A 20,835-nucleotide genomic window follows, 5' to 3' on the forward strand; every position below is an offset into this window, starting at 1 on the left:
ATGTTTTGTCCTGTACTTCGTTCAGTTATATGAAGCCGATATTGGCAAATCGCCTACCGTGACAACGAGTCTCTTGGGACCCATAGACGTTTTTCGTGCGCCGCTTCACCGGAGCAACCCCGTCAGTGTGTACGTGAGCTTCTACGCCTACGTGCGCGGGGTGATCGGCTGCCTGCGCGGCGAGGCGCGCACCGTGCTGCCTCCCCGCACGGTGGCGGCGGTGGCGGGGGCCGACTGGGCCGCGCCCGCCGGCAGGGTGCAGTTGATTCCCGTGCGCCTGGTGGGCAGGGCGCCGAGCGGAGTGCCGCTGGTGGTGCCCGTGCACGAGCTCGGCTCGCGCTCCCACCTGGTCACGGCGCTGCCGCTGACCGACGCCATCGCCGTGGTGCCGCCCCGCCCGGCTGGGCCCGCCGGTGAGGCGGGAGTGCGGCGCGCTGGCGAGCTCGAGGGAGCGGGGCTGGCCGGCGCTGCCGCAGCGCCGCGCGGCCAGCGCGGCGTGAGCGCGGGCGACCGGCTTGAAATAATCCCGGTGGGGTGGAGCGCCCAGCCCGCCCAGCATCCCGCAGACTACGAAGAAAAGGACAGCGATTGACCGCCCGCCCACCCTGCCTAGCCCCGACCGGGCCGCCCCCGCCCTCTGCCTGACCCACCTGCGCGCGGACGGCGCGGCCTACATGGTGGACGTGACAGCCAAGCACCCCACCGTGCGCAGCGCCACGGCGGTGGCGCAGGTGGTGGTCTCCGAGACGGTGATGGGGGCGCTGCATGGCGGGACGGTGCCCAAGGGCGACGTGCTGGCGGTGGCCCGCATCGCCGGGATCCAGGCGGCCAAGCGCACCCCGGAGCTGCTGCCGCTGGCCCACGTGATCGGGGTGCACGGCTGCGAGGTGGACCTGGCGCTGGAGCCCGACCACGTGGCCATCACCGCCACCGTGCGCACCGCCGACCGCACCGGGGTGGAGATGGAGGCTCTCACAGCGGTGACCGTGGCGGCCCTGACCGTGGTGGACATGGTCAAGGGGGTGGACAAGTCCGCCGCCATCCGCGAGGCGAAGATCGTGGCAAAGTCCGGTGGGCGCAGCGGCGATTGGGTGCGGCCACAGGCCGGTTAGCGGCTGCGCCTGCGGGCCGGCTAGTGGGTGCGCCTGCGGGTCCGGTCGCGGTTGCGTCGGCGGGCCGGCTAGCGCGGGTGGTCGCCCCCGTTTAGTTGGTCGATGACGTGGGAAATGAGCGGGCCGACCACCTCGACGGCGTCTGAGACGCCGCCGCGCGAGCCCGGTGCGTTGACCACCAGCGCGGCCTGCGGCCCGCGCGAGGTTATGCCCACCAGGCCCCTGCTCAGGCAGGCCATGGGGGCGTGCTGTTCGCCCCGGCGCCGGATCGCGTCCGCGACGCCGTCCAAGCGGGCGGCCAGGAGCGGCGCGGTGGCCTCCGGGGTGACGTCCCGGGGGGAGACGCCGGTGCCGCCGGTGGTGAACACCAGGCGGGCGCCTGCGGCGATGGCGCGGCCAATGGCGGCCTGGATCTGGGCCTGGTCGTCCGGTACGACGTCGACCTGCCTGGCCTCCACGCCGTACTCGGCCAGCAGCTTCGCCGCCAGGGGGCCGGAGAGGTCGGTAGCCTCGCCGCGCGAGCAGCGGTCCGAGACGGTGATGACGTGGGCCGCGATGGTCATGGCGTTTCTCCTTCCACCGCCGAGCCTAGTGGGCGGAGGAGGGGCGGGTGGCAGGTGGGGGAGCGGCGAGGAGCCCCCCGGAAGCCATATAAGCGGGCGGCACCCCTGTTAAAGGGGGAAATTGGGGGTGGAAAACGGCCTCCAATCGCTTTCCGGCGGGATGGACCCCAATTTACACTGGCCGAGTCCGCTCTATTTGGAGGCATCATGAAGTATCGTTCCCTCGCCGCACTCGGCGCCGTAGTCGCAGCACTCGCGCTGGCGGGCTGCTCGTCCTCCGGTCAGACCCCCGCCAAGGAATCGGCCGCGCCGGCCGAGAGCCAGGCCGCCACCCAGGCGGCGCCCGCCGAGGTACAGGACGCCACCTTGACGGTGTTCGCCGCCGCCTCCCTGAAGGAGACCTTCACCGAGATGGAGGCGATCTTCGAGGAGGCCAACCCGGGCGTGGACGTGGTGCTGGACCTACAGGGCTCCCAGGACCTCGTCGCGGCCCTCGAGGCGGGCGCGCCCGCCGACGTGCTGGCCACCGCCAACACCTCCACGATGGAAAAGGCCCAGGGCGGCGACCTGGTGGAGGAGCCCGCAGTCTTCGCCACGAACGTGCTCACCCTGATCGTCCCCGACGGCAACCCGGCGGGCGTGACCGGACTGGACGCCTCCCTGGACGGCAAGAAGCTGGTCATCTGCGCCCCCGAGGTCCCCTGCGGCAAGGCCACCAAGAAGCTGACCGAGGCGCTCGACGTCAGTCTGACCCCGGTGTCCGAGGAGCAGAAGGTCACCGACGTGCGCGGCAAGGTTGCCTCCGGTGAGGCGGACGCGGGCATCGTCTACCGCACCGACGCCAACGCCGAGAAGGACCGCACCGACGAGGTCCCGATCGTGGGCACCGAGCAGGCCACCAACACCTACCCGATCGCCGTGGTCAAGAACGCCCCCAACGCCGAGCTCGCCAAGAAGTGGGTGGAGCTTGTCCTGTCCGACCAGGGCCAGTCCATCCTCGGCAACGCGGGATTCGGACCCGGCAAGTAACGCCGGTGCCGGTGCGGGGTGGCGGGAAACCCGCCACCCCGCACCGCTGATGAGTAACGACGCGCCAGCCGCGCACACGAACTAAAGGAAGGGAACACAGGTGCTGATCGGCCTGCGCAGGCGCACCCCCGACGCCTCCCCGCTGCCCCGCTGGGTCAACCTGCTCGCCCTACTGGGCCTGGCCTTCATGGTGGTACCGATGCTGCTGATGGCCAGCCGGGTGCCCTGGCTGGAACTACCCAAGCACCTCTCAGCCGACTCCTCCCAGGACGCCCTCTGGCTCTCGCTGCGCACCAGCGCGCTCGCGGTGGCCATCGACCTGTTCCTGGGCATCCCGCTGGCGGTCTGGCTCGCCAAGGGATTCAGGGGAGTGCGGGCCGTGCGCATCGCGGTCGCCCTCCCGCTCTCCCTCCCCCCGGTCGTGGCCGGAATGGCGCTGATCTCCGCCTTCGGGCGCAAGGGGCTGATCGGCGGATTCCTGGACTCCATTGGCCTGGGGGTCACCTTCACCACCACCGCCGTGGTGCTGGCCCAGGTGTTCGTCTCCCTGCCCTTCCTGGTGGTCACGCTGGAGGCCGCGCTCCGGGCTCGCCCGCGCGGACTGGAGGAAACCGCTGCCTCCCTGGGCGCCAGCCCCACCCGGGTGCTGCGCAAGATCACCCTGCCCATGGTCCTGCCCGGCCTGGCGCGCGGTACCGCCCTGGCCCTGGCTCGCTGCTTGGGAGAGTTCGGCGCCACCCTAACCTTCGCGGGCTCCCGTCAGGGCGTCACCCGCACCATGCCCATCGAGATATACCTGGCCCGTGAGGGCGGCCAGGACGCCGCCCTCGCCCTGGGCATGCTGCTGGTACTCATGGCCATAGCGGTGGTGGCGGTAACGGAGTGGCCGGGGCGGCGACGTCGTCCAAACGGCGCGGACGCGCAGGCAGAAAGAGAAGGCGAAACAGCCGGCGACGGTGAAGTCCTACCCGGCCCCGGTCGGGGCGCGCCGCAGGGGCAGGCGAACCCAGGGGGAGAGGTTAAAGGTGTGGGAGAGCCGGCCGGTGTCCTCGTCAACGGCAAGATCGCTCAGCGCGGCTGGGAGATTGACCTGCGCCTGCCGGCAGGGCAGGTCAGCGCCATCATGGGTCACAACGGGGCCGGCAAGTCCACTCTTGCAGAGGTCCTCTCCGGCCGTCTCGCCCTGGACTCCGGCGAGGCTCGCATCGGCGAGCAGATGGTGGACGGCCCGCACACGTTCGTGCCCGCCCGCAATCGCGGGGTGGCGATGCTCAGCCAGGATCCCAAGGTATTTGGGCATATGACCGTGCTAGACAACGTGGCCTTTCCGCTGCGTTGCCAGGGTTATCCGCGCGCCCGCGCCCGCGCAGTGGCAATGGAGCAGCTGCGGTTGGTGGGCTGCGCGGGCCTGGCGCGCAGTAGGGGCGATGAGCTCTCCGGGGGGCAGGCCGCCCGCGTGGCGCTGGCCAGGGCGCTGGCCCTGGAACCCCGACTGTTGATATTGGACGAGCCCACCGCCTCCCTGGATGTGGAGGCCACCGCGCTCGTCAGCCGCATCGTGGTGCAGCGTCTGGCCCGCTCGCGCACCACCATCCTGCTGATCACCCACGACCTCGCCGAGGCCATGCAGCTGGCCTCCCACCTAGTGGTGCTCGACAGCGGCAGGGTGGCCGAGGAGGGCCAGACCGCCAAGATCATGGCCCGGCCCGGCTCCGCCTTCGGTGCCCGCCTGGCCGGCCTCAACGTGATCCAGGGCCTGGCGCACCCGGACCAGGACGGCCTTTGGGGAATCCAGGTGGGGCCCGCCCGGCTCGTGGCGGCCGCCGAGACGGGAGAGGCGCGCGCGGCGTCCGGCGACCTGCCGGGCGGCGGCCCGGCGGACGGCGGCGTCTCGATGGCCATGCTGTTCGCGCCGGAGTCCGTGGCCCTCTTCCCCACCGCCGCCCACGGCTCGCCCCGCACCGCCATCCCGGCCACCATCGAGGCGGTCGAGATTCAGGCGGGCCTGGCCACGACCACGCTGCGCATCCCGGACGGCCAACTCATCCGCGCCCGCGTCACCGCAGCGGCGTGGGCCGAGCTGGGGCTGGCCACCGGGCAGCGCGTCGAGGCGCAGGTCAAGGCCACCCAGGTGCGCGCCATCCACCTCCCCGCCAGGAGCGCCGACTAGCGGTGCCGGCGGGGATCATCACGCCTCGGGCGGCCAGCGCTCTGGGCCCTAGGCCTGCGTTGGCCAGGGCGCGCGGAGCCAGAGCTGCGGGGGGCCTAGAATCGCGGGCCAGGCTCGATGAAACCCGGTCCGCCGCGCAGCGTGTAGGCCAGGAACGAGCGGAAGTCATCGGTGACCGAGACCTCGAGCAGGTCCTCGTCCCCGAGCGCGGTCTGACCGGTCAGGCCAAGGGTCTCCAGGCTGGCCAGGGTGGGGGTGGCGGCCTCCAGGACGTCCTCGGCGCTGACGGGAGAATCCTCGTCGAACTCCCAGTCCAGGCCCTCCATCATCTCGCTCAGGCGCTCCAGCTTGGCGGCCATCAGCTTGCCCATGGTCGCTTCGCGGAAGTGGAGCACCTCCGCCACGGCGGCGTCGTCGGGCTCGTCCGGCAGCGCGTCCCACGGCGCGTCCAGCTCCGCCTGCAGGTCGGTGAGGCGGGGGGAGCGCGCCATGTCCAGCAACACGATCAGGGAGGCCTCGTGCTCGAACTCGTTCAGGGAAATCGGCAGGTGCGTGGCAATCTGGTGGGCAAGGCGGAACGGGTCCTTGGCGCAGACGCGGGCCGCAGCGGTCAGGACCAGGCGGCCGTCAACGAAATCGGCCAGGTCCAGGTTACGCAGGGCCACTGTGATCACCTCGCCGGTGGTGATCAGGACAGAGGCCTGGGCGGCAGTGCGCGTCGCGGAATCCGCGTCAACGCTCCCCTCGGCGGTGTCGGCGTCGCAGGCGGCCTCGTCGGTGGCAACGTCGTCCGCCCACATGGCCGCCATGCTCTCCAGGCCGTCGGCGAGCAGGAACTCATCCGCAAAGAAATCCGGATCCCGCAGACGGTCCAAGACCTCCGGGCTCGGGGTAAGGCCGACTGCGGACCCCAGGGCGATGTACGACTCACCCGTTAGGAAACCCTCCTCGTCAGTCGGCAGGCCTTCCCCGATGACCGCCAGCACGTTGCGCACCTTTTCGGTGACGCGCGCCGCGATCTCGTCGTCCATCTGCACGATCTCGTTCAGCTTCGCGGCCCGCACCGCGTCGATCAGCCCCCGCTCCCCGGCCAGGGAGGTGTTCCCGAGCATCTGCACCAGGTCCGTGCGAGCCACCGGCAATCCCACCACCTCAGTGGGAGGCAGCGCGTGCGGGTGCGCCTCGTAGAAGTCGGGCGGGAACTCGTTGAGCGGTTCGGGATAGTTCAGGCCGAACGCGGCTCCATTAGCGGCCACGGAAACCTCCAGGGGTAGAAACGGACTGCGCCGCGTTGACGCAAGGCTGGGGCGGGTTGGAGCGGGGCGGGGTAACCGTGCCGTTACCCCGCCCCGCGTTACTGCAGCAATCTTGCCCTATCGGGCGGTGCTGGGGACGTCGATGTGGTCCGCAGTCGGTGCCTGCTGCTTCATCTTGCGGATGACCAGGTGCATCCAGATCAGCGTCACGCCGGTGATCAGCGTCATCACGACGAACGGCGTGGAGACGATCCCGGTCCACTGCTTGATGTAGGCAAACATCGGGGGCAGGAAGAAGCCACCCAGGCCACCCAGCATGCCAACCAGGCCGCCGACGCTACCCACGTGGTGCGGGAAGTAGGTGGGAATGTGCTTGTAGACGGCGGCCTTGCCGATACCCATCAGGCAGCCCACCAGGAACACCAGCAGCACCACCAGCCAGAGCGGCAGGCCGTAGGCATTGTTGTTGTCGTCCACGCCGCTGGGGATGGACAGCACCGTGAAGAGCGCGCCGATCGGCACGAACGTCAGGTACATGGTGGCGCGGGCGCCCCACTTGTCCGACATCCAGCCGCCCAGCGGGCGCAGCAGGGAGGCCGGGAAGATGAAGCTGGTGGTCAGCAGCGCCGCCGTGCTCAGGTCAGTCTTGAAAACGTCCTGGTAGTAGGTGGGCAGGATCGCCGAGTAGGCCACGTAGGCACCAAAGACGATGACGTAGTAGAGGCTGAAGCGCCACACGCGGATGTCCTTCAGGGGCTCCAGCATCACCGACATCTTGGCCGTGGCGCCCGGCTTGCGGTCCGGGGTGGGCGTGATGACCCACTGCAACACGCCGACGATCACCAGCAGGATGGCGTAAACGATAGGAATGAGGCGCCAGCCGCCGGGCAGGAATCCCATGACCACGGTGCCCGTGGTGGCCGCGATGATGGTGGGGCCTATGATCTTGGTGACCGAGGCGCCCACGTTACCTGCGCCGAAGATGCCCAGCGCCAGGCCCTTGCGGTGCTGGGTGAACCAGGCCGAGTTCCAGGCGATGCCAGCGGAGAAGGAGTTACCGACGATGCCCACGCAGAACGCGAGCACCAGCAGCATCGCGTAGCTGTCAGCGAAGGAAACCGCTAGTGAAGCCACCGCGCCTACGGCCATCATCACCGTGGTGACGATCTTGCCGCCGTAGCGGTCGGCCAGGATGCCCGCAGGCAGGCGCCACATGGAGCCGTTCAGCACGGCCACCGCAGCGATCCAGCTCAGCTGGACGTCGTTCAGACCGAACTCCTTGGCGATCGGCTTGCCCAGGATGCCGAACATGAGCCACACCGCAAACATGAGGGTGAAGGAGATCGTAGACATTGTGAGGACGCGGTATGCACCTGGCGCCTCTCGATGGACAGCTTTTGTTTCCACGGGTGACCTTCCAGCTACGGGGAGATAGAGAGAAGCAGTTCACAGACTAGTCGCAGCGGAAAGCATTTTGCACGGGTTGAGCCGTTGTGGATAGTTTTCCTTGGCGGCGGGGGAGGGCTGGGGCGGGGATTTGCCTGGGGTGCGCCTGACCGTCTCCAATGGGCCCTTTTCAAGGGTGTATGCCAGCATATTATTGAGGCGTGGAGTATGGGTGTGCGGCTGGCGCTGGTGAGTGCCTCCTGGTAGGGGCTCAGCAAGCCGCCGCGATGCTCACCGCCAACCTGGAACTCATCGGTTGCCGTCGGGCCGCGCGTGAGCGCTGAGCCGTATGTCTTGCGGGTGAGCTGAGCCGTGGGGCGTGGCCCACAGCGCCGAAACCTGCCCGCAGCCGTGTCGCTTTGGGCAGGTTTCGGCATAGTGGCCGGAGCCGGTGTTGGGCTCAGCGGTACCTGACGTCCGCAGAGAGCGTGTCCCAGGCTGCCTCGGCGGCGGCACCCACGTCGTCGGGGAACTCCAGGGAGTTCATGAACGTAAGCAGGTCGGGGTCGTCGGGCGCCAACTCGAAACCGGTGACCTCAACTGCGCCGCCCTCGACGTCGGTGTAGAAGGTGACGCTGGGCTTGTCATTCCACTCGAACAGCTCCACCTTCCAGGTGCGACCGGCGAACTGAACGTCCTCACCCGCCGTGCGGTCGTCAAAGAGGCCCAGATTGTGGTCCAACTCCTTCTGGGCGGTCGTGTGGGATTGGAAGGAGGGGGCGATCGTCCGGTCGTCCTCGGTCTTGAACCAGGCCTCCATGCACGAATCCCCGTTGTAGGGGTGAAGCTCGAACCCGCCCGGGATCTCGGCCTTGAACCAGACGAAGTCGCCCTTGCCGTCCCAGGCTGGCTCGGCGGTCTCGCTGGACGTGGTGGCCTCGGCGGGGGCCGACGCCCCGGCCTCAGTCGGCTTGTCCGCCTTGCCGCTGCAGCCGGCTAATCCCAGCGGCACGCACAGAGCTAGTGCGCACGCCCCAATCAGTAGGTTCCTTTTTCGCATGACCCTTCCTTTCCCTAATGCGTGGTCCGGCGAAGCCCGAGAGGTGAGATGGCGGAGGGGAAACTACCCAACGTGTAATACGGATCTCACAAAGGAGGGGCGCTGCGCGGGATTGCGGATAGGTCATGGCGCTTCGCGTCCGCCGGGCCGCAGACCCGCTGCACCGCAGGGCTGCAGGTTCGCAGTGGCCCTGTGGGCTTGGGCTGGCGGTCCGGACCGGGGAGCGCGGGATTCGACTCAGGCGGCGTGGGTCTCCAGCAGTGCCAGCACGGCGGCGGCGGACCTCGCCGCCGCCACCTCGACCCCCACGTGGAACTCCTGGTCCGCCAACCAATCCACAGCCACTTGATTCGCCGACTGGCCAGAAGTGGCTTCGTTTGTGGTCGCAGCGGTCGCCGTAGCAAAAGGGGAGCCCCGGCCGCATGCGCTACGCAGAGGCGGGTCGGGGCGTTCAACTCGAGTGTAGCGAACGTCTGGAGGGCAGGGAAGTGGGAACGTTCGATGTGGAGAGGGTCCTATCCGTCCTCCCAACACCGAGGCTTGCTCCGTACCTGCGCGAGACTGACGGAGACCAAGCGAAAGCGGCTCTTCCCATTTAAGGGTGTAGTTGGGGTTTGAATCCGCCTGCTTCGAGCAGGCTGCGGGTGATGTAGTTGGTCAGGTTGCGAAAGCCGAGTGCTGAGCCGCGTAGGTGTTCCAGGCGTCCGTTGAGTGCTTCGGTGGGGCCGTTGCTGGTCCTGGGATGGTCGAAGTAGGCCAGGATGTCACCGGCGCGTTTCTTCAGCGTTCGTCCCAGGGTGATGACCTCGCTCAGGGCGGCAGGTACGCCGCTAGAGATCGCGGTGATCAGTTCTTGCATGAGTCTTTTGCCCTTGGCCCGCTCGGGCTGACGGTAAGCGGCCACCATCTTCTGGTACACACCCCAGGTGACCTCGACTTGGGCATGGTCATCGTTGGCGAAGAGCGCGTCTAAACGCTTGCGCTGGGCAGGGGTGAGCAGGTCGCTACCGGTGTGCAGAGTACGGCGGGCCTTGTACAGGGGATCATCAGCCCGTCCCCGCCGTCCATGTAGTTCTTGCTGAACACGCCGACGACACTCATCAAGCGCCTGGCCTGCCAGGCGTACTACGTGGAAGGGATCGAGCACGGCCCTGGCCTGGGGCATTTCCTCGGTGGTGGCGGTTTTAAACCCGCTAAAACCGTCCATCGCGACCACTTCCACGCCATCTCTCCATGCTCGGGGCTGCTGGGCCAGCCAGCCCTTGAAAGCCTGCTTGGAGCGGCCCTGGACCATGGCGAGTAGCCGGGCAGGGCCAGTGCCATCCTTGACGGGGGTTAAGTCGATGACCACGGTTACGTACTTGTCACCTGCGCGAGTATGGCGCCAAACATGCTCATCCACGCCGATAACTCTGACTCCTTCAAGCCGGACGGGGTCGTTGATCAAGAGGCGCTGTCCTTCGGCCAGCACAGCATCGTTGGCGGTGGCGGGGCCACGGACAGGCCCTGAGCGATGCGGGATACGCTCAGGTGTTGACACACCAAGGCTTCCAACGCCCAACGCACCGCACGCCTCGATAGGCGTGCCCTGGGCTCAGCTGCCAGGTCCATGTTCTGACGCCATACGTGTGCGCATTCCTGGCAGCGGTAACGACGCACTCGCACTTCCAGTGTGGTGGGACGCCACCCAAAGGGCTCGTGAGCCAGCCGGCGCTTGACCGTGTCACGTGCCAGGCCTTGACATCCACACCGCCCACACCAGTCATCAGGCTCGACCAGGCGGCATTCCAGTATCGCCCGCTCAGGCTCGACACGCTGGCCAGTAACGACAAGACCAAGCTCGTCCAAGCCAGCAAAAGTAGTCAGATCAGGCGCGACGAAGGTAGCGTTGGACACGTTGAGGTCTTTCGTGTGGGCGGTGTGATGACTCCCATCATCGGAAGACCTCAACCCCTACCCACACACCAACACACCCTCCCCTGGATCACACCACCAATACACCCTCAATTGGGAAGAGCCGCGAAAGCTCTTGAGTTGTATCTATGGAACGCGAGAGTGGCGGGGGCTGCTCTGGAGCAAATTAGCCATTTGGAAATTCTCTTGAGACACTCCGTAGATAGGTGTTTGAGAGATGCGGCCCGGGAGCAGGTCGGGGGAATTCCTTGGTTCTTGCTGCCTGAATTCATGAATGGTGAAAGTGAGAAGGCGGTTGAGGCCGTCCGAATTCGTCTCCGCCCACAAGGTAGGGAGACGCGAGATCAGATTGTCGCGGGATTGTCCTTTGGGTTCTGGTCAGGATTTTTTGGGTCAAAGCGGGAGGAGCTCTGGAGATCAGAGTTGCATCACGTATTTCCCAACGGGAATGGTCAGCGGAAGCAGGTGAGCTCCCTGGTAGACCGGATCCGCAAGTTCCGGAATCGGGTGGCTCACCACGATTCGCTGTTAAGACAAGACGTGATGTTCCAGATCTCCCAGATTCAGCTCCTCGCAGAGCTGATCGACAGGGATCTTTCCGAGTGGATGAGGGAAAACGATCGGTCCAGCGAAATCATTGCCGCGCGTCCGGTATTTAAGAAGGACGAAGTCTGCATCGTGGCGGGGAGAAACGTGTGGAGCAACTACGCGAAGGCGGGGTGGATCGACCTTGTGGCATGGATGACGTTGCCTGTCAGGACCGTCCGCTCAGTGCCCACACGGCTGCGGTTGCGTGCATGTGCGCGAGCGATTGAGGGGTTAGTTGCACCTGTCGAGGGGTTAGTGAACCTATCGAGTAGTTACCCCAGCAGGTAACCCCTCAATTGGTGCACCAACCCCTCGGGAGGTGCACCAAAGGCTCAATAGGTCGACTAACCCCTCAACCGTTTGCGCAACACTGGCCCGGTACGGCCCGGGTGGCGGTCCGAGCGGTTGCCCGGACCGGCGGTTCGGGTCGGGGAGGGGGCACCCGGTTCAGACCGCCGCGGTCTCCAGCAGCGCCAGCACGGCGGTGGCGGATCGCGCCGCGGCCACATCCACCCCCACGTGGAACTCTTGATCTGCCGCCGGGCCGCAGAGGTCAGAGACCCCGCGCACCGACACGAACGGCACCCCGTAATCGCGGGCAACCTGTGCCAGCGCCACCGACTCCATGTCCACGCTCACCGCGCCCGGGAACAGCTGGCGTACCTGGGTGGCCGTGGCTGCGGTGACGAAGGAATTGCCGGTCAACATCAAGCCAAAGTGCACCCCGGCGCCGGGCGGCTCCTGGCCGGCCTGCGCCGCAGGAACCGCCCGCCGTGCAGCAGCCATCAGGGCGCCGTCGCCCTCGAAACGCGCAGGCTGGCGCGGGACCTGACCCAGCTCGTAGCCAAAGATGCGGGCATCGGCCTCGCTGTAGGCCAGGGCGGTGGAGACGCACACGTCGCGCACGTTCACCTCCACGCCCAGCCCCCCGGCCGTGCCCGCGCTCACCACGGGCACCGCCGCGCCCGGGTGGCGGGCCGCCAGCAGCTCCAGGGCCTGGGTGAGCGCGCTCGCCGCCGCCACCATGCCGATGTTGCACTCCACCAGCCACAGGCGCCGGCCCTGCACGGTCAGCGCGTGCGCGGGCACGCGCACCGGCAACTCGGCGCTGGCCTCGGCCGCCGCGTGGAACGGGGCGGCCTCCTCACTCATCGCGACCACCACGATCGCGGCGGGCAGGGCTAGCTGGGAAGTGCTCATCGAAACTCCTCGGGTCAAAAGCGGCAGTGGCGCGGCGCGGGCCCTAGCGCAGCCCGGTCCGGGTCCCTCCGGCCCGGTCGGTGGCTGCGCGGCCCGGTCGGTGGCTGCGCGGTGCGGTCGGTAGCCGCGCGGTGCGGTCGGTAGCCGCGCGGGCGGGGTTTAGAGGGCGGAGGGAGAGGCGTCGTCGGCCAAAACCTGCTCCCACTCGGAGCGGTGCTCCAAGAAGGCGGCCACCGCAGCCTGCGCGCCGGTCAGGGAGTGCGAGGCCCCCCACCCGCACTGCACCTCGTTAGCCGCAGGAACCTGCGCGGCGGCCAGGATGTCGCGGCAAGTGGCCTCCAAGATCGGCAGGAAGTCGGCCGGCTCGAGCCCCAGCGTGAGGGCGTAGAAGCCCGTCTGGCAGCCCATGGGGGAGAAGTCGATCAGCTTGTCCGTGTGGTTGCGCATCAACTCCGCGCTCAGGTGCTCAATCGAGTGCACCGCCGGCATCGACAGGTGCGCCACGTTCGGCTGGGTGAAGCGCACGTCGTACTTGATGAGCACATCCCCGCCCGGCAGCACCTTGCGGTCCGCCACCCGCACGTACGGGGCCGCCACCAGGCGGTGATCCAGGTTGAAGGACTCGGTGTTCATGCGCGGGGAATCAGTCATGCCCCCATTGTGGCAGCCGCGCCGCGCCCTGCCTCAGCTCGGCGTCCTCGACATGTACTCCACGGGTACATATCGCGCCGACGTATACCTTTTGGCCTCGAAAAGGTACATGAAGGCGGGTTTGTGTACCTTTTGGCTCCGAAAAGATACACGTCGCGTGTAGTGTGGCGGCGTGTGGACTAACCCGGACCTCCCGTACCAGGACCTCCCGCCGCTGCCTCCGGCGCAGGAGGTGGAGACGCGGGATGTGCTGAAAGCGGTGATCGACGCCGCGCGCTCGCTGGCTGCGCTCGACGCCGCCTGCCTGCGCCTGCCCAATCCGGACATCCTGTTCAACATGATCCCGCTCCTGGAGGCTCAGGCCTCCAGCGAGATCGAGAACATCGTGACCACGAACGACGAGCTGTTCCGCGCCGCCCACCTGCCCCAGGAGGGGGCACTCACCCCGGCGGTAAAGGAGGCGCTGTCTTATCGGCAGGCGTTGCGTGCGGGTGCCCAGTCACTGCAGGAGCGCCCTCTCCAGCTGAACACCGCAATCGAGGTGTGCAGCGTCCTGCAGGGACACGCCGTATCGATCCGACAAACCACGGGCACATACATCGGCAACCCGGTTACCAAGGCACGTATCTACACCCCGCCGGAGGGCAAGGAAACAATCGAGCGTCACATGAGCGCCTGGGAGCGCTTCCTGCACGGCGCTGATGGAATCGACCCCCTAGTGGGCATGGCGTTGCAGCACTACCAGTTCGAGGCCATTCACCCGTTCCCGGACGGCAACGGCCGAACCGGGCGCATCATCAACCTGCTCTACCTGATGGATAAGGGGGTGATCCGCCAGCCGGTGCTCTACCTGTCGGGCTACATAGTGCGCCACAAGGACGAGTACTACCGTCTGCTGCGCGCCGTCACCCGGGAGGACGCCTGGGAGGACTGGGTGCTGTTCGTGGTGCGCGGCTGCGGTGAGGTGGCGCGCTGGACGCTCCAGCTGGTCGACGACATTGCCGAGCTGCAGCGGGAAACGGAGCAGGCGGTGCGCACGGTGGTGTCCCGCGCCCCGGCGGCGGAGTTGGTGCGGCTGCTGTTCACAAAGCCGTACGTGCGCATCGACGACGTCGTCTCCGCAGGCCTGGCCCAGCGCGCGGCCGCCTCCCGCTGGCTGGATAGCCTGGTGCAGGCGCAGGTGCTCACTTCGGAGAAGGCGGGCCGAAGCCTGGTGTTCGTCAATTCCCCGTTGTTGCGCCTGATGTTCGGCTCGGCGCTGTCGGCGTGAGCACTCGTGCGACCATTGTCCACATGTCGGATACGTTGCGAGCAGGAGTGAAAGTGAGCGGGGAGGCCACGGCGCAGCCCGTGCTGCCCGCCGCGATGATGGCCGGCAGCGCGCCGGCGGCCACCGCCCAGCGCCCGCTGTCCGTGTTCGACATCTTCCGCGTCGGCATCGGCCCGTCCTCCTCCCACACGGTCGGCCCCATGCGCGCCGCCTACGTCTTCGCCCGCCGCCTGGGCGCCCTCCTGGACGCCCCCGCCGGCCAGAGCGCCGAAGCCGCCGCCCGCCTGGGCCGCGTCACGGTGGAACTGTTCGGCTCCCTGGGCGCCACCGGCCGTGGCCACGCCACCGACCGCGCCGTCCTGCTCGGCCTGGCCGGCCACAAGCCCGAGTCGGTCAGCAGCGCCATCGTGGCCGACGCCCTGCCCCACCTCGCCGCCACAGGCACCACCCCCGTGGCCGGCCGCGAGCTGCCCTTCGACATGGCGCGCGACATCTTCTTCCTGCCCGGCACCGTCCTGCCCTACCACGTCAACGGCCTGCGCCTGCGCGCCTACGCCCAGTTGGACGACGCTCCGCCCGCCTCCCCCCTCAACGCGGCCGCCCCGAGTGGCGGTGCTGGTGGGGGCGGCGAGGAGGGCGTCGTCGGCCCCGAAAACCAGGCAGGGGCACTGCTACTAGAGGGCGTGTTCTACTCCGTAGGCGGCGGCTTCGTCATGGAGCAGGTGGGCGGCAGCCTGGAGGCGCCGCAGTGCCAGGCCCTGGCCAGCGCCTCCACGCGCGCGCTGCACTCCATCCCCGCGCCCTACCCGTTCTCCACCGGCGTGGAGCTGCTGGAGCACGCAGAGGCTGCCGGACTGCGCGTCTCAGAGGTGGTGCGCGCCAACGAGGAGGCCGCCCGCTCGCGCGAGGAAGTGGATGCCTACCTGGATCGCATCATGGACGTCATGGAGGAGTGCATCGAAGCTGGCTGCACCACCCACGGCGTGCTGCCCGGCGGCCTGAACGTGCCCCGGCGCGCGGCCGTGCTGGCCCAGCAGCTCATGAGCCGCTCACCCTACCCCACCAACACCTGGCGCGACGCCAGCGACCCCATGGCCGGGATCGACTGGGTCAATCTCTACGCGCTCGCGGTGAACGAGGAGAACGCCGCCGGGCACCGGGTGGTCACCGCCCCCACCAACGGCGCCGCCGGGGTAGTGCCCGCCGTGCTGGAGTATTACCTGCGGTTCGTGCCCGGCGCCTGCCGCGAGGGCGCGCGCGACTTCCTGCTGGCCGCCACCGCCGTGGGCGCTTTGATCAAGACCAACGCCTCCATCGCCGGGGCAGAAGTGGGCTGCCAGGGAGAGGTGGGATCGGCCGCCGCGATGGCCGCCGCTGGTTTGGCCGACGCCCTGGGCGGCACCCCCCTCCAGGTGGAGAACGCCGCAGAGATCGCCATGGAACACAACCTGGGCCTCACCTGTGACCCAGTGGCCGGGCTGGTGCAGATCCCCTGCATCGAGCGCAACGCGATCGCCGCCGTGAAGGCCATCAACGCCGCCCGCATGGCCCTGTGGGGCGATGGGCGCCATCAGGTCAGCCTGGACACCGTCATCGAGACCATGCGCCAGACCGGGCAGGACATGCTCTCGAAGTACAAGGAGACCTCGCAGGGCGGGCTGGCCGTCAACGTCGTGGAGTGCTGAGCGCGGCGCGGTGCGCCGGCGGGGGCGGCGGGTGGAACGTCGGCCAAACTCCTAATTTAGGGGCAATTAGGAGGTGTCAGGAGCTTGTTAGTTGGCGCATGCGGGAAGGAAAGTCTCGCGCCGTCCACCACTCCATTCGTTTGCCGCTGCGGCTACCGACGATCAGGCCCGCTTCTTCCAGTCCTTGGAGATCAGTGCGGGCAGTCTGGTTGGAAACCTCGTAGCGCTCCTGGTATCCCGACACGGTAAGCATGACCGACGGCTTCACGAGCAACGAGGCGAGCAGGTCGCATTGCCGAGAGTTGAATCCGGCGCCTGCCAGTGTGGGAGACAAGGTCAGGCGCTCATGCTCCTTCCTAGCCAGGTATGTCTCGAGGTCGTTGATCGCGCGCACGACGATCCGGGCCTGGTGGAGCAGGAAGTGGGTCAGGTCGCCCTCGTCGTACTCGACGTGTAGGAACGCGCGGGCGTACTGGGCCGGGGCCTGGCGCAGGAGTCGGGAGATGGAGAGGTACTCGGTAAGGAAGAAGCCGTGGTGCAGCATCGACCAGTAGAAGATCGCGCGGGCCAGGCGGCCGTTGCCGTCTGAGAAGTAGTGGTCGTGGCCCACCATGAAGTGCAGGATCATCGAGCGGATCAGCGGCGGGGTGTAAGGGGAGTCGCCGCCGTCCCGCCCGGCGTTGGCGAAGTCGCAGAGTCCCTGCAAGCGGGCGGGGAGCTCGGCGGTCGGGGGCGGGACGTGGAGCACCTGCTCATCGGTGTGGTCGGCGTAGATCCGCACGCGCTCCTCGCCGGGTTGCTGCAAGCGACCTGCCTCGGCAGCAGGCAGCGTCCCCTCGGTCAGCACCCGGTGGATCTCGCAGACTAACGCCGGCGTGAGCGGGTCGTCCCGGCGCTGCGAGATCAGCTGCATGGCGGCGAAGTTGTTGGCCACCATTCGTTCGCCCTTGTCCTTGGGCTTGCGGCGGCTGCGCAGCATCTCCTTGGCCACGGCGCGGGTGGTAGAGGCGCCTTCGAGTTGACTGGAAGTGATGGCCTCCTCCTGGAGCGAGGTGAGGAGGTAGCTACGTGGGGAATCCGTCAGAGAGGGTTGCGAGATCTGGAGGGTGCCGGCTGCGCGGCGGGCGATTTCTTCGATTAGGCGCAGCAGCTCGCCGGGGATGTTGTAAGTCAGGGGGGAGCCGTCCACGAGAGTGAAAGGCGTGGACTGTGCCGACTGCCTGCGCGCCTCCCTTATCGCGGCCCAGACCAGCTCGCGAGGGGGAAGGTTGGGAGGTAGTGGGTGGTAGAGAACGTCGTCCCAGGTGGGGTACCCGGCCTGGCTGATCTCCCGCGCCGCAGTTGTAGTGGCTTGCCACTTCTCCATGGCGGAGGCGGGCTGGCCCTCGCTGCGAAGAAGCGCCAAGAGGGCGGGCTCATCCCAGTGTGGGGGGCGAGCGGGAGTCTTCATGGGGAAATCCTATGACAGATCTCCTAATTTAGGAGAAATTAGGAAATGGTAGGAGTTTGCGAGGGTGGGACTGTGGTGAGGCTGGGCCGATGGGTGGCGTTCGGCGGGTGCCGGTCGGTCTCTCGCCGACTCTCCCGGACGCGAGCGTTATCAAATCGTTATATCCACCGTTGTGGAGGGATGTGCATAGAGGTTATCCCCAGGTGTGAATAACACTGGTGTAGTTCACCGCATCTATCGCCGGGAGCTTGGTCGCCGGGGCAGGCGGCCGGGCCGGCGTGGCCGGATGGCGGAGTGGGGCCAAATGTTGGTGGTGGGTGAGACGGTGGTCGCATGTTCCTATCGACCGAGGTTATGCGGGCGCCGGCGGGTGGGCGGCGTCGTCCATGTGGGCTATCCACAGGGGGCGGCACGGTTCTGAGGGCGACACGCCCGACCACAGCATCTTGGGGTGGTGGAAGGGATCGACCCCAAGGGGTAGTGTTCAAACCCGTCGCACCGGCATGGCCGCGAACAAATGACATCTGTGTAGTTTGGGTGGATTTCGCCCCGAAACAAGGAGCCAGCAATGAGCATCACGGTCTACTCCAAGCCCCGCTGCGTGCAGTGCGACGCCACCTACCGCGCCCTCGACAAGGCCGGTGTGGAGTACACGGTCGTTGACCTCACCCAGGACGCCGCCGCCCTGGACATGGTGCGGGAGCTGGGCTACTCCCAGGCGCCCGTCGTCATGGCCGGCGAGGAGCACTGGGCGGGCTTCCGCCCCGACCGCATCAAGGTCGCCGTGGCCGCCGTCCAGGCCGCCGCTCCCGCAGCAACGCTCGCCGCGATCTGAGACTGAGGGGGAAGGGCGATGGAAGGGCAGCCGTACCTCGTCTACTTCTCCTCCACCACTCACAACACGCAGCGGTTCGTTGAGCGGCTCGGGGTGCGCAGCGCGCGTATCCCCCTCCTGCCCAAGGAAGCACCCCTGGAGGTGCACGAACCCTACGTGTTGGTAGTGCCCACCTACGGGGGCGGGTCCATCAAGGGTGCCGTCCCCAAGCAGGTCATCAAGTTCCTCAACGTGAAGGAAAACCGAGACCTCTGCCGGGGAGTCATCACCTCCGGCAACATCAACTTCGGAGAGGCCTACGGGCTGGCGGGAGACATCGTTGCCGCCAAGCTGGAAGTTCCCCTGCTCTACCGATTCGAACTAATGGGAACACAAGACGACGTGGAAACCGTCACGGAAGGGTTGAGGAAGCTGTGGCAGAAACTTTGACGGACACCGGGGTGGAGGAAAGCGGCCCGGGCCTGGACTACCACGCCCTGAACGCGATGCTCAACCTGTACGACGCGGACGGCAAGATCCAGTTCGACGCTGACCGCGCCGCCGCCCGCCAGTACTTCCTGCAGCACGTCAACCAGAACACCGTGTTCTTCCACGACCTGGAAGAAAAGCTCAAGTACCTGGTGGACGAGGGCTACTACGAGGGCCACGTGCTGGACCAGTACGACCCCGCCTTCATCAAGGCCCTGTTCAAGCAGGCCTACGCCCACAAGTTCCGCTTCCAGACCTTCCTGGGCGCCTTCAAGTACTACACCAGCTACACGCTCAAGACCTTCGACGGCAAGCGCTACCTAGAGCGCTTCGAGGACCGCGTGTGCATGGTGGCCCTCACCCTGGCGCGTGGGGATGAGAAACTGGCCAAGCAGCTCGTTGACGAGATCATCGAGGGCCGCTTCCAGCCCGCCACCCCCACCTTCCTCAACTGCGGCAAGGCCCAGCGCGGCGAGCTGGTCTCCTGCTTCCTGGTGCGCATCGAGGACAACATGGAGTCCATCGCGCGCGGCGTGAACGCGGCCCTACAGCTATCCAAGCGCGGCGGCGGCGTGGCCCTGCTGCTGAGCAACCTGCGCGAGTACGGCGCCCCCATCAAGCGCATCGAGAACCAGTCCAGCGGCGTCATCCCGGTGATGAAGCTACTGGAGGACTCGTTCTCCTACGCCAACCAGCTGGGAGCCCGCCAGGGCGCGGGCGCGGTCTACCTGCACGCCCACCACCCGGACATCATGCGCTTCCTGGACACCAAGCGGGAGAACGCGGATGAGAAGATCCGCATCAAGACCCTCTCCCTGGGCGTGGTGGTCCCAGACATCACCTTCGAGCTGGCCCGCAACAACGAGGACATGTACCTGTTCTCCCCCTACGACGTGGAGCGCGTCTACGGCGTGCCGTTCGCGGAGATCAACGTGACCGAGCGCTACCGCGAGATGGTGGACGACGGCCGCATCCGCAAGTCCAAGATCAAGGCCCGCGAGTTCTTCCAGACCCTGGCTGAGATCCAGTTCGAGTCCGGCTACCCGTACCTCATGTTCGAGGACACGGTGAACAAGGCCAACCCGATCGAAGGCAAGATCACCCACTCCAACCTGTGCTCGGAGATCCTGCAGGTCTCCACCGCCTCCAAGCTGAACGAGGACCTCTCTTACAGCCACGTGGGCAGGGACATCTCCTGCAACCTGGGCTCCATGAACATCGCCATGGCGATGGACGCCAAGGACCTGGGTAAGACGGTCGACGTCGCAGTGCGCGCCCTGACTGCGGTCAGCGACTTCACCTCCATCAAGTCCGTGCCGTCCATTGACCGCGGCAACCGGGAGTCCCACGCCATCGGCCTGGGCCAGATGAACCTGCACGGCTTCCTGGCGCGCGAGCACATCTTCTACGGCAGCGAGGAGGCGCTGGACTTCACCAACGTCTACTTCGCCACCGTGCTGTTCCACGCCCTGAAGGCATCGAACAAGCTGGCCATCGAGCGCGGCGAGCGCTTTGCGGAGTTTGAGAAGTCCACCTACGCCAGTGGCGAGTTCTTCGAGAAGTACCTGACCACCGAGTTCGCGCCCACCACTCAGCGGGTCAAGGAGCTCTTCGCCGGGCACACCCTGCCCACCATCGAGGACTGGAAGGTGCTGGCCGCCTCGGTGCGCGAGCACGGTATCTACAACGCCTACCTGCAGGCCATCCCGCCCACGGGCTCGATTAGCTACATCAACAACTCCACCTCCTCCATTCACCCGATCGTCTCCAAGGTGGAGATCCGCAAGGAAGGCAAGCTGGGGCGCGTCTACTACCCGGCTCCGTTCATGACGAACGAGAACCTGGAGTACTACCAGGACGCCTACGAGATCGGGTATGAGAAGGTCATCGACACCTACGCGGTGGCCACCCAGCACGTGGACCAGGGCCTGTCCCTGACGCTGTTCTTCAAGGACACCGCCACCACGCGCGACATCAACCGCGCCCAGATCTACGCCTGGCGCAAGGGCATCAAGTCCATCTACTACATCCGCCTGCGCCAGATGGCGCTCAGCGGCACCCAGGTGGAGGACTGCGTCTCCTGCGTCCTGTGACCTGACCGGGTGAAAGCCACTGTGGGGGCCGCCGAAAGGCGGCCCCCACAGGTGTTTGTGCCACCCCGGGCATTTGCACCCAGCCGCGATGGCCGGTGCCCGGCT

At 67.2% G+C, this 20,835-nt stretch carries 15 protein-coding genes and 2 pseudogenes; 9 read left to right on the forward strand and 8 right to left on the reverse strand.

Translation table 11 applies throughout. The annotated features are described in order from the left end of the window. Together AC4PWQ_RS03810 and moaC are read left to right on the forward strand one after the other, a co-directional pair. Positions 1-592, forward strand: a pseudogene (locus AC4PWQ_RS03810) (hypothetical protein); the annotation flags it as partial. 49 nt (positions 593-641) lie between these two features. Beyond that, positions 642-1,112 carry a cyclic pyranopterin monophosphate synthase MoaC gene (moaC, locus tag AC4PWQ_RS03815; protein WP_492089818.1) on the forward strand — a complete coding sequence of 157 codons (471 nt, stop codon included), beginning with the start codon at positions 642-644 and terminating at the stop codon, positions 1,110-1,112. Positions 1,113-1,180: 68 nt separating this feature from the next. Here the strand turns inward: moaC and AC4PWQ_RS03820 are convergent, their stop codons facing one another. After that, positions 1,181-1,675, reverse strand: a complete 495-nt coding sequence (locus AC4PWQ_RS03820; RefSeq protein WP_371151114.1) for a MogA/MoaB family molybdenum cofactor biosynthesis protein — start codon at positions 1,673-1,675, stop codon at positions 1,181-1,183. A 204-nt stretch (positions 1,676-1,879) separates the two neighbouring features. Here AC4PWQ_RS03820 and modA point away from each other — a divergent pair, with 204 nt between their 5' ends. Then, positions 1,880-2,704, forward strand: a complete 825-nt coding sequence (gene modA, locus AC4PWQ_RS03825) for a molybdate ABC transporter substrate-binding protein (protein WP_492089819.1) — start codon at positions 1,880-1,882, stop codon at positions 2,702-2,704. 100 nt (positions 2,705-2,804) lie between these two features. Beyond that, positions 2,805-4,874, forward strand: a complete 2,070-nt coding sequence (locus AC4PWQ_RS03830) for an ABC transporter permease (RefSeq protein WP_492089800.1) — start codon at positions 2,805-2,807, stop codon at positions 4,872-4,874. Positions 4,875-4,969: 95 nt separating this feature from the next. Here AC4PWQ_RS03830 and AC4PWQ_RS03835 read toward each other — a convergent pair whose 3' ends face one another. The 6 genes and pseudogenes from AC4PWQ_RS03835 to AC4PWQ_RS03860 all read right to left on the reverse strand — a co-directional run bounded on the left by AC4PWQ_RS03835 (position 4,970) and on the right by AC4PWQ_RS03860 (position 12,929). Next, entirely contained in the window at positions 4,970-6,130 is a 1,161-nt protein-coding gene (locus AC4PWQ_RS03835; RefSeq protein ID WP_492089801.1) for a hypothetical protein, read from the reverse strand. A 117-nt stretch (positions 6,131-6,247) separates the two neighbouring features. Beyond that, positions 6,248-7,483, reverse strand: coding sequence for an MFS transporter (locus AC4PWQ_RS03840; protein WP_371151106.1), 1,236 nt, complete (start codon positions 7,481-7,483; stop codon positions 6,248-6,250). A 493-nt stretch (positions 7,484-7,976) separates the two neighbouring features. Further along, positions 7,977-8,576, reverse strand: coding sequence for a hypothetical protein (locus AC4PWQ_RS03845; protein ID WP_492089802.1), 600 nt, complete (start codon positions 8,574-8,576; stop codon positions 7,977-7,979). A gap of 595 nt (positions 8,577-9,171) precedes the next feature. After that, positions 9,172-10,472: pseudogene (locus AC4PWQ_RS03850) on the reverse strand (ISL3 family transposase). Between the two features lie 1,053 nt (positions 10,473-11,525). Continuing rightward, positions 11,526-12,278, reverse strand: a complete 753-nt coding sequence (mtnN, locus tag AC4PWQ_RS03855) for a 5'-methylthioadenosine/S-adenosylhomocysteine nucleosidase (protein WP_492089803.1) — start codon at positions 12,276-12,278, stop codon at positions 11,526-11,528. A gap of 159 nt (positions 12,279-12,437) precedes the next feature. After that, positions 12,438-12,929 carry an S-ribosylhomocysteine lyase gene (locus AC4PWQ_RS03860; RefSeq protein ID WP_492089804.1) on the reverse strand — a complete coding sequence of 164 codons (492 nt, stop codon included), beginning with the start codon at positions 12,927-12,929 and terminating at the stop codon, positions 12,438-12,440. Positions 12,930-13,101: 172 nt separating this feature from the next. On the opposite strand from AC4PWQ_RS03860, the gene AC4PWQ_RS03865 reads away from it, so the two are divergent. Together AC4PWQ_RS03865 and AC4PWQ_RS03870 are read left to right on the forward strand one after the other, a co-directional pair. Beyond that, positions 13,102-14,199: a Fic family protein gene (locus AC4PWQ_RS03865; RefSeq protein ID WP_492089805.1), complete on the forward strand. Its 1,098-nt coding sequence runs from the start codon at positions 13,102-13,104 to the stop codon at positions 14,197-14,199. A 23-nt stretch (positions 14,200-14,222) separates the two neighbouring features. Then, positions 14,223-15,884: an L-serine ammonia-lyase gene (locus AC4PWQ_RS03870; RefSeq protein WP_492089806.1), complete on the forward strand. Its 1,662-nt coding sequence runs from the start codon at positions 14,223-14,225 to the stop codon at positions 15,882-15,884. 76 nt (positions 15,885-15,960) lie between these two features. Here AC4PWQ_RS03870 and AC4PWQ_RS03875 read toward each other — a convergent pair whose 3' ends face one another. Next, positions 15,961-17,334, reverse strand: a complete 1,374-nt coding sequence (locus tag AC4PWQ_RS03875) for a Fic family protein (protein WP_371173688.1) — start codon at positions 17,332-17,334, stop codon at positions 15,961-15,963. A 568-nt stretch (positions 17,335-17,902) separates the two neighbouring features. On the opposite strand from AC4PWQ_RS03875, the gene nrdH reads away from it, so the two are divergent. From nrdH to nrdE, 3 genes are read left to right on the forward strand one after another with little or no spacing between them, the layout of a single operon-like run. Next, the gene (gene nrdH / locus AC4PWQ_RS03880; RefSeq protein ID WP_492089807.1) at positions 17,903-18,169 is read left to right on the forward strand and encodes a glutaredoxin-like protein NrdH; all 267 of its coding nucleotides are present in this window, start codon (positions 17,903-17,905) and stop codon (positions 18,167-18,169) included. 18 nt (positions 18,170-18,187) lie between these two features. Next, positions 18,188-18,598 (forward strand): class Ib ribonucleoside-diphosphate reductase assembly flavoprotein NrdI, encoded by a 411-nt coding sequence (gene nrdI / locus AC4PWQ_RS03885; RefSeq protein ID WP_371152966.1) that lies wholly within the window; start codon positions 18,188-18,190, stop codon positions 18,596-18,598. Further along, positions 18,583-20,730 (forward strand): class 1b ribonucleoside-diphosphate reductase subunit alpha, encoded by a 2,148-nt coding sequence (gene nrdE, locus AC4PWQ_RS03890; RefSeq protein WP_492089808.1) that lies wholly within the window; start codon positions 18,583-18,585, stop codon positions 20,728-20,730. Before nrdI ends, nrdE begins: the two co-directional genes overlap by 16 nt. Positions 20,731-20,835 lie beyond the last annotated feature (105 nt).

The sequence above is a fragment of the Buchananella sp. 103232 genome, assembly GCF_058725725.1.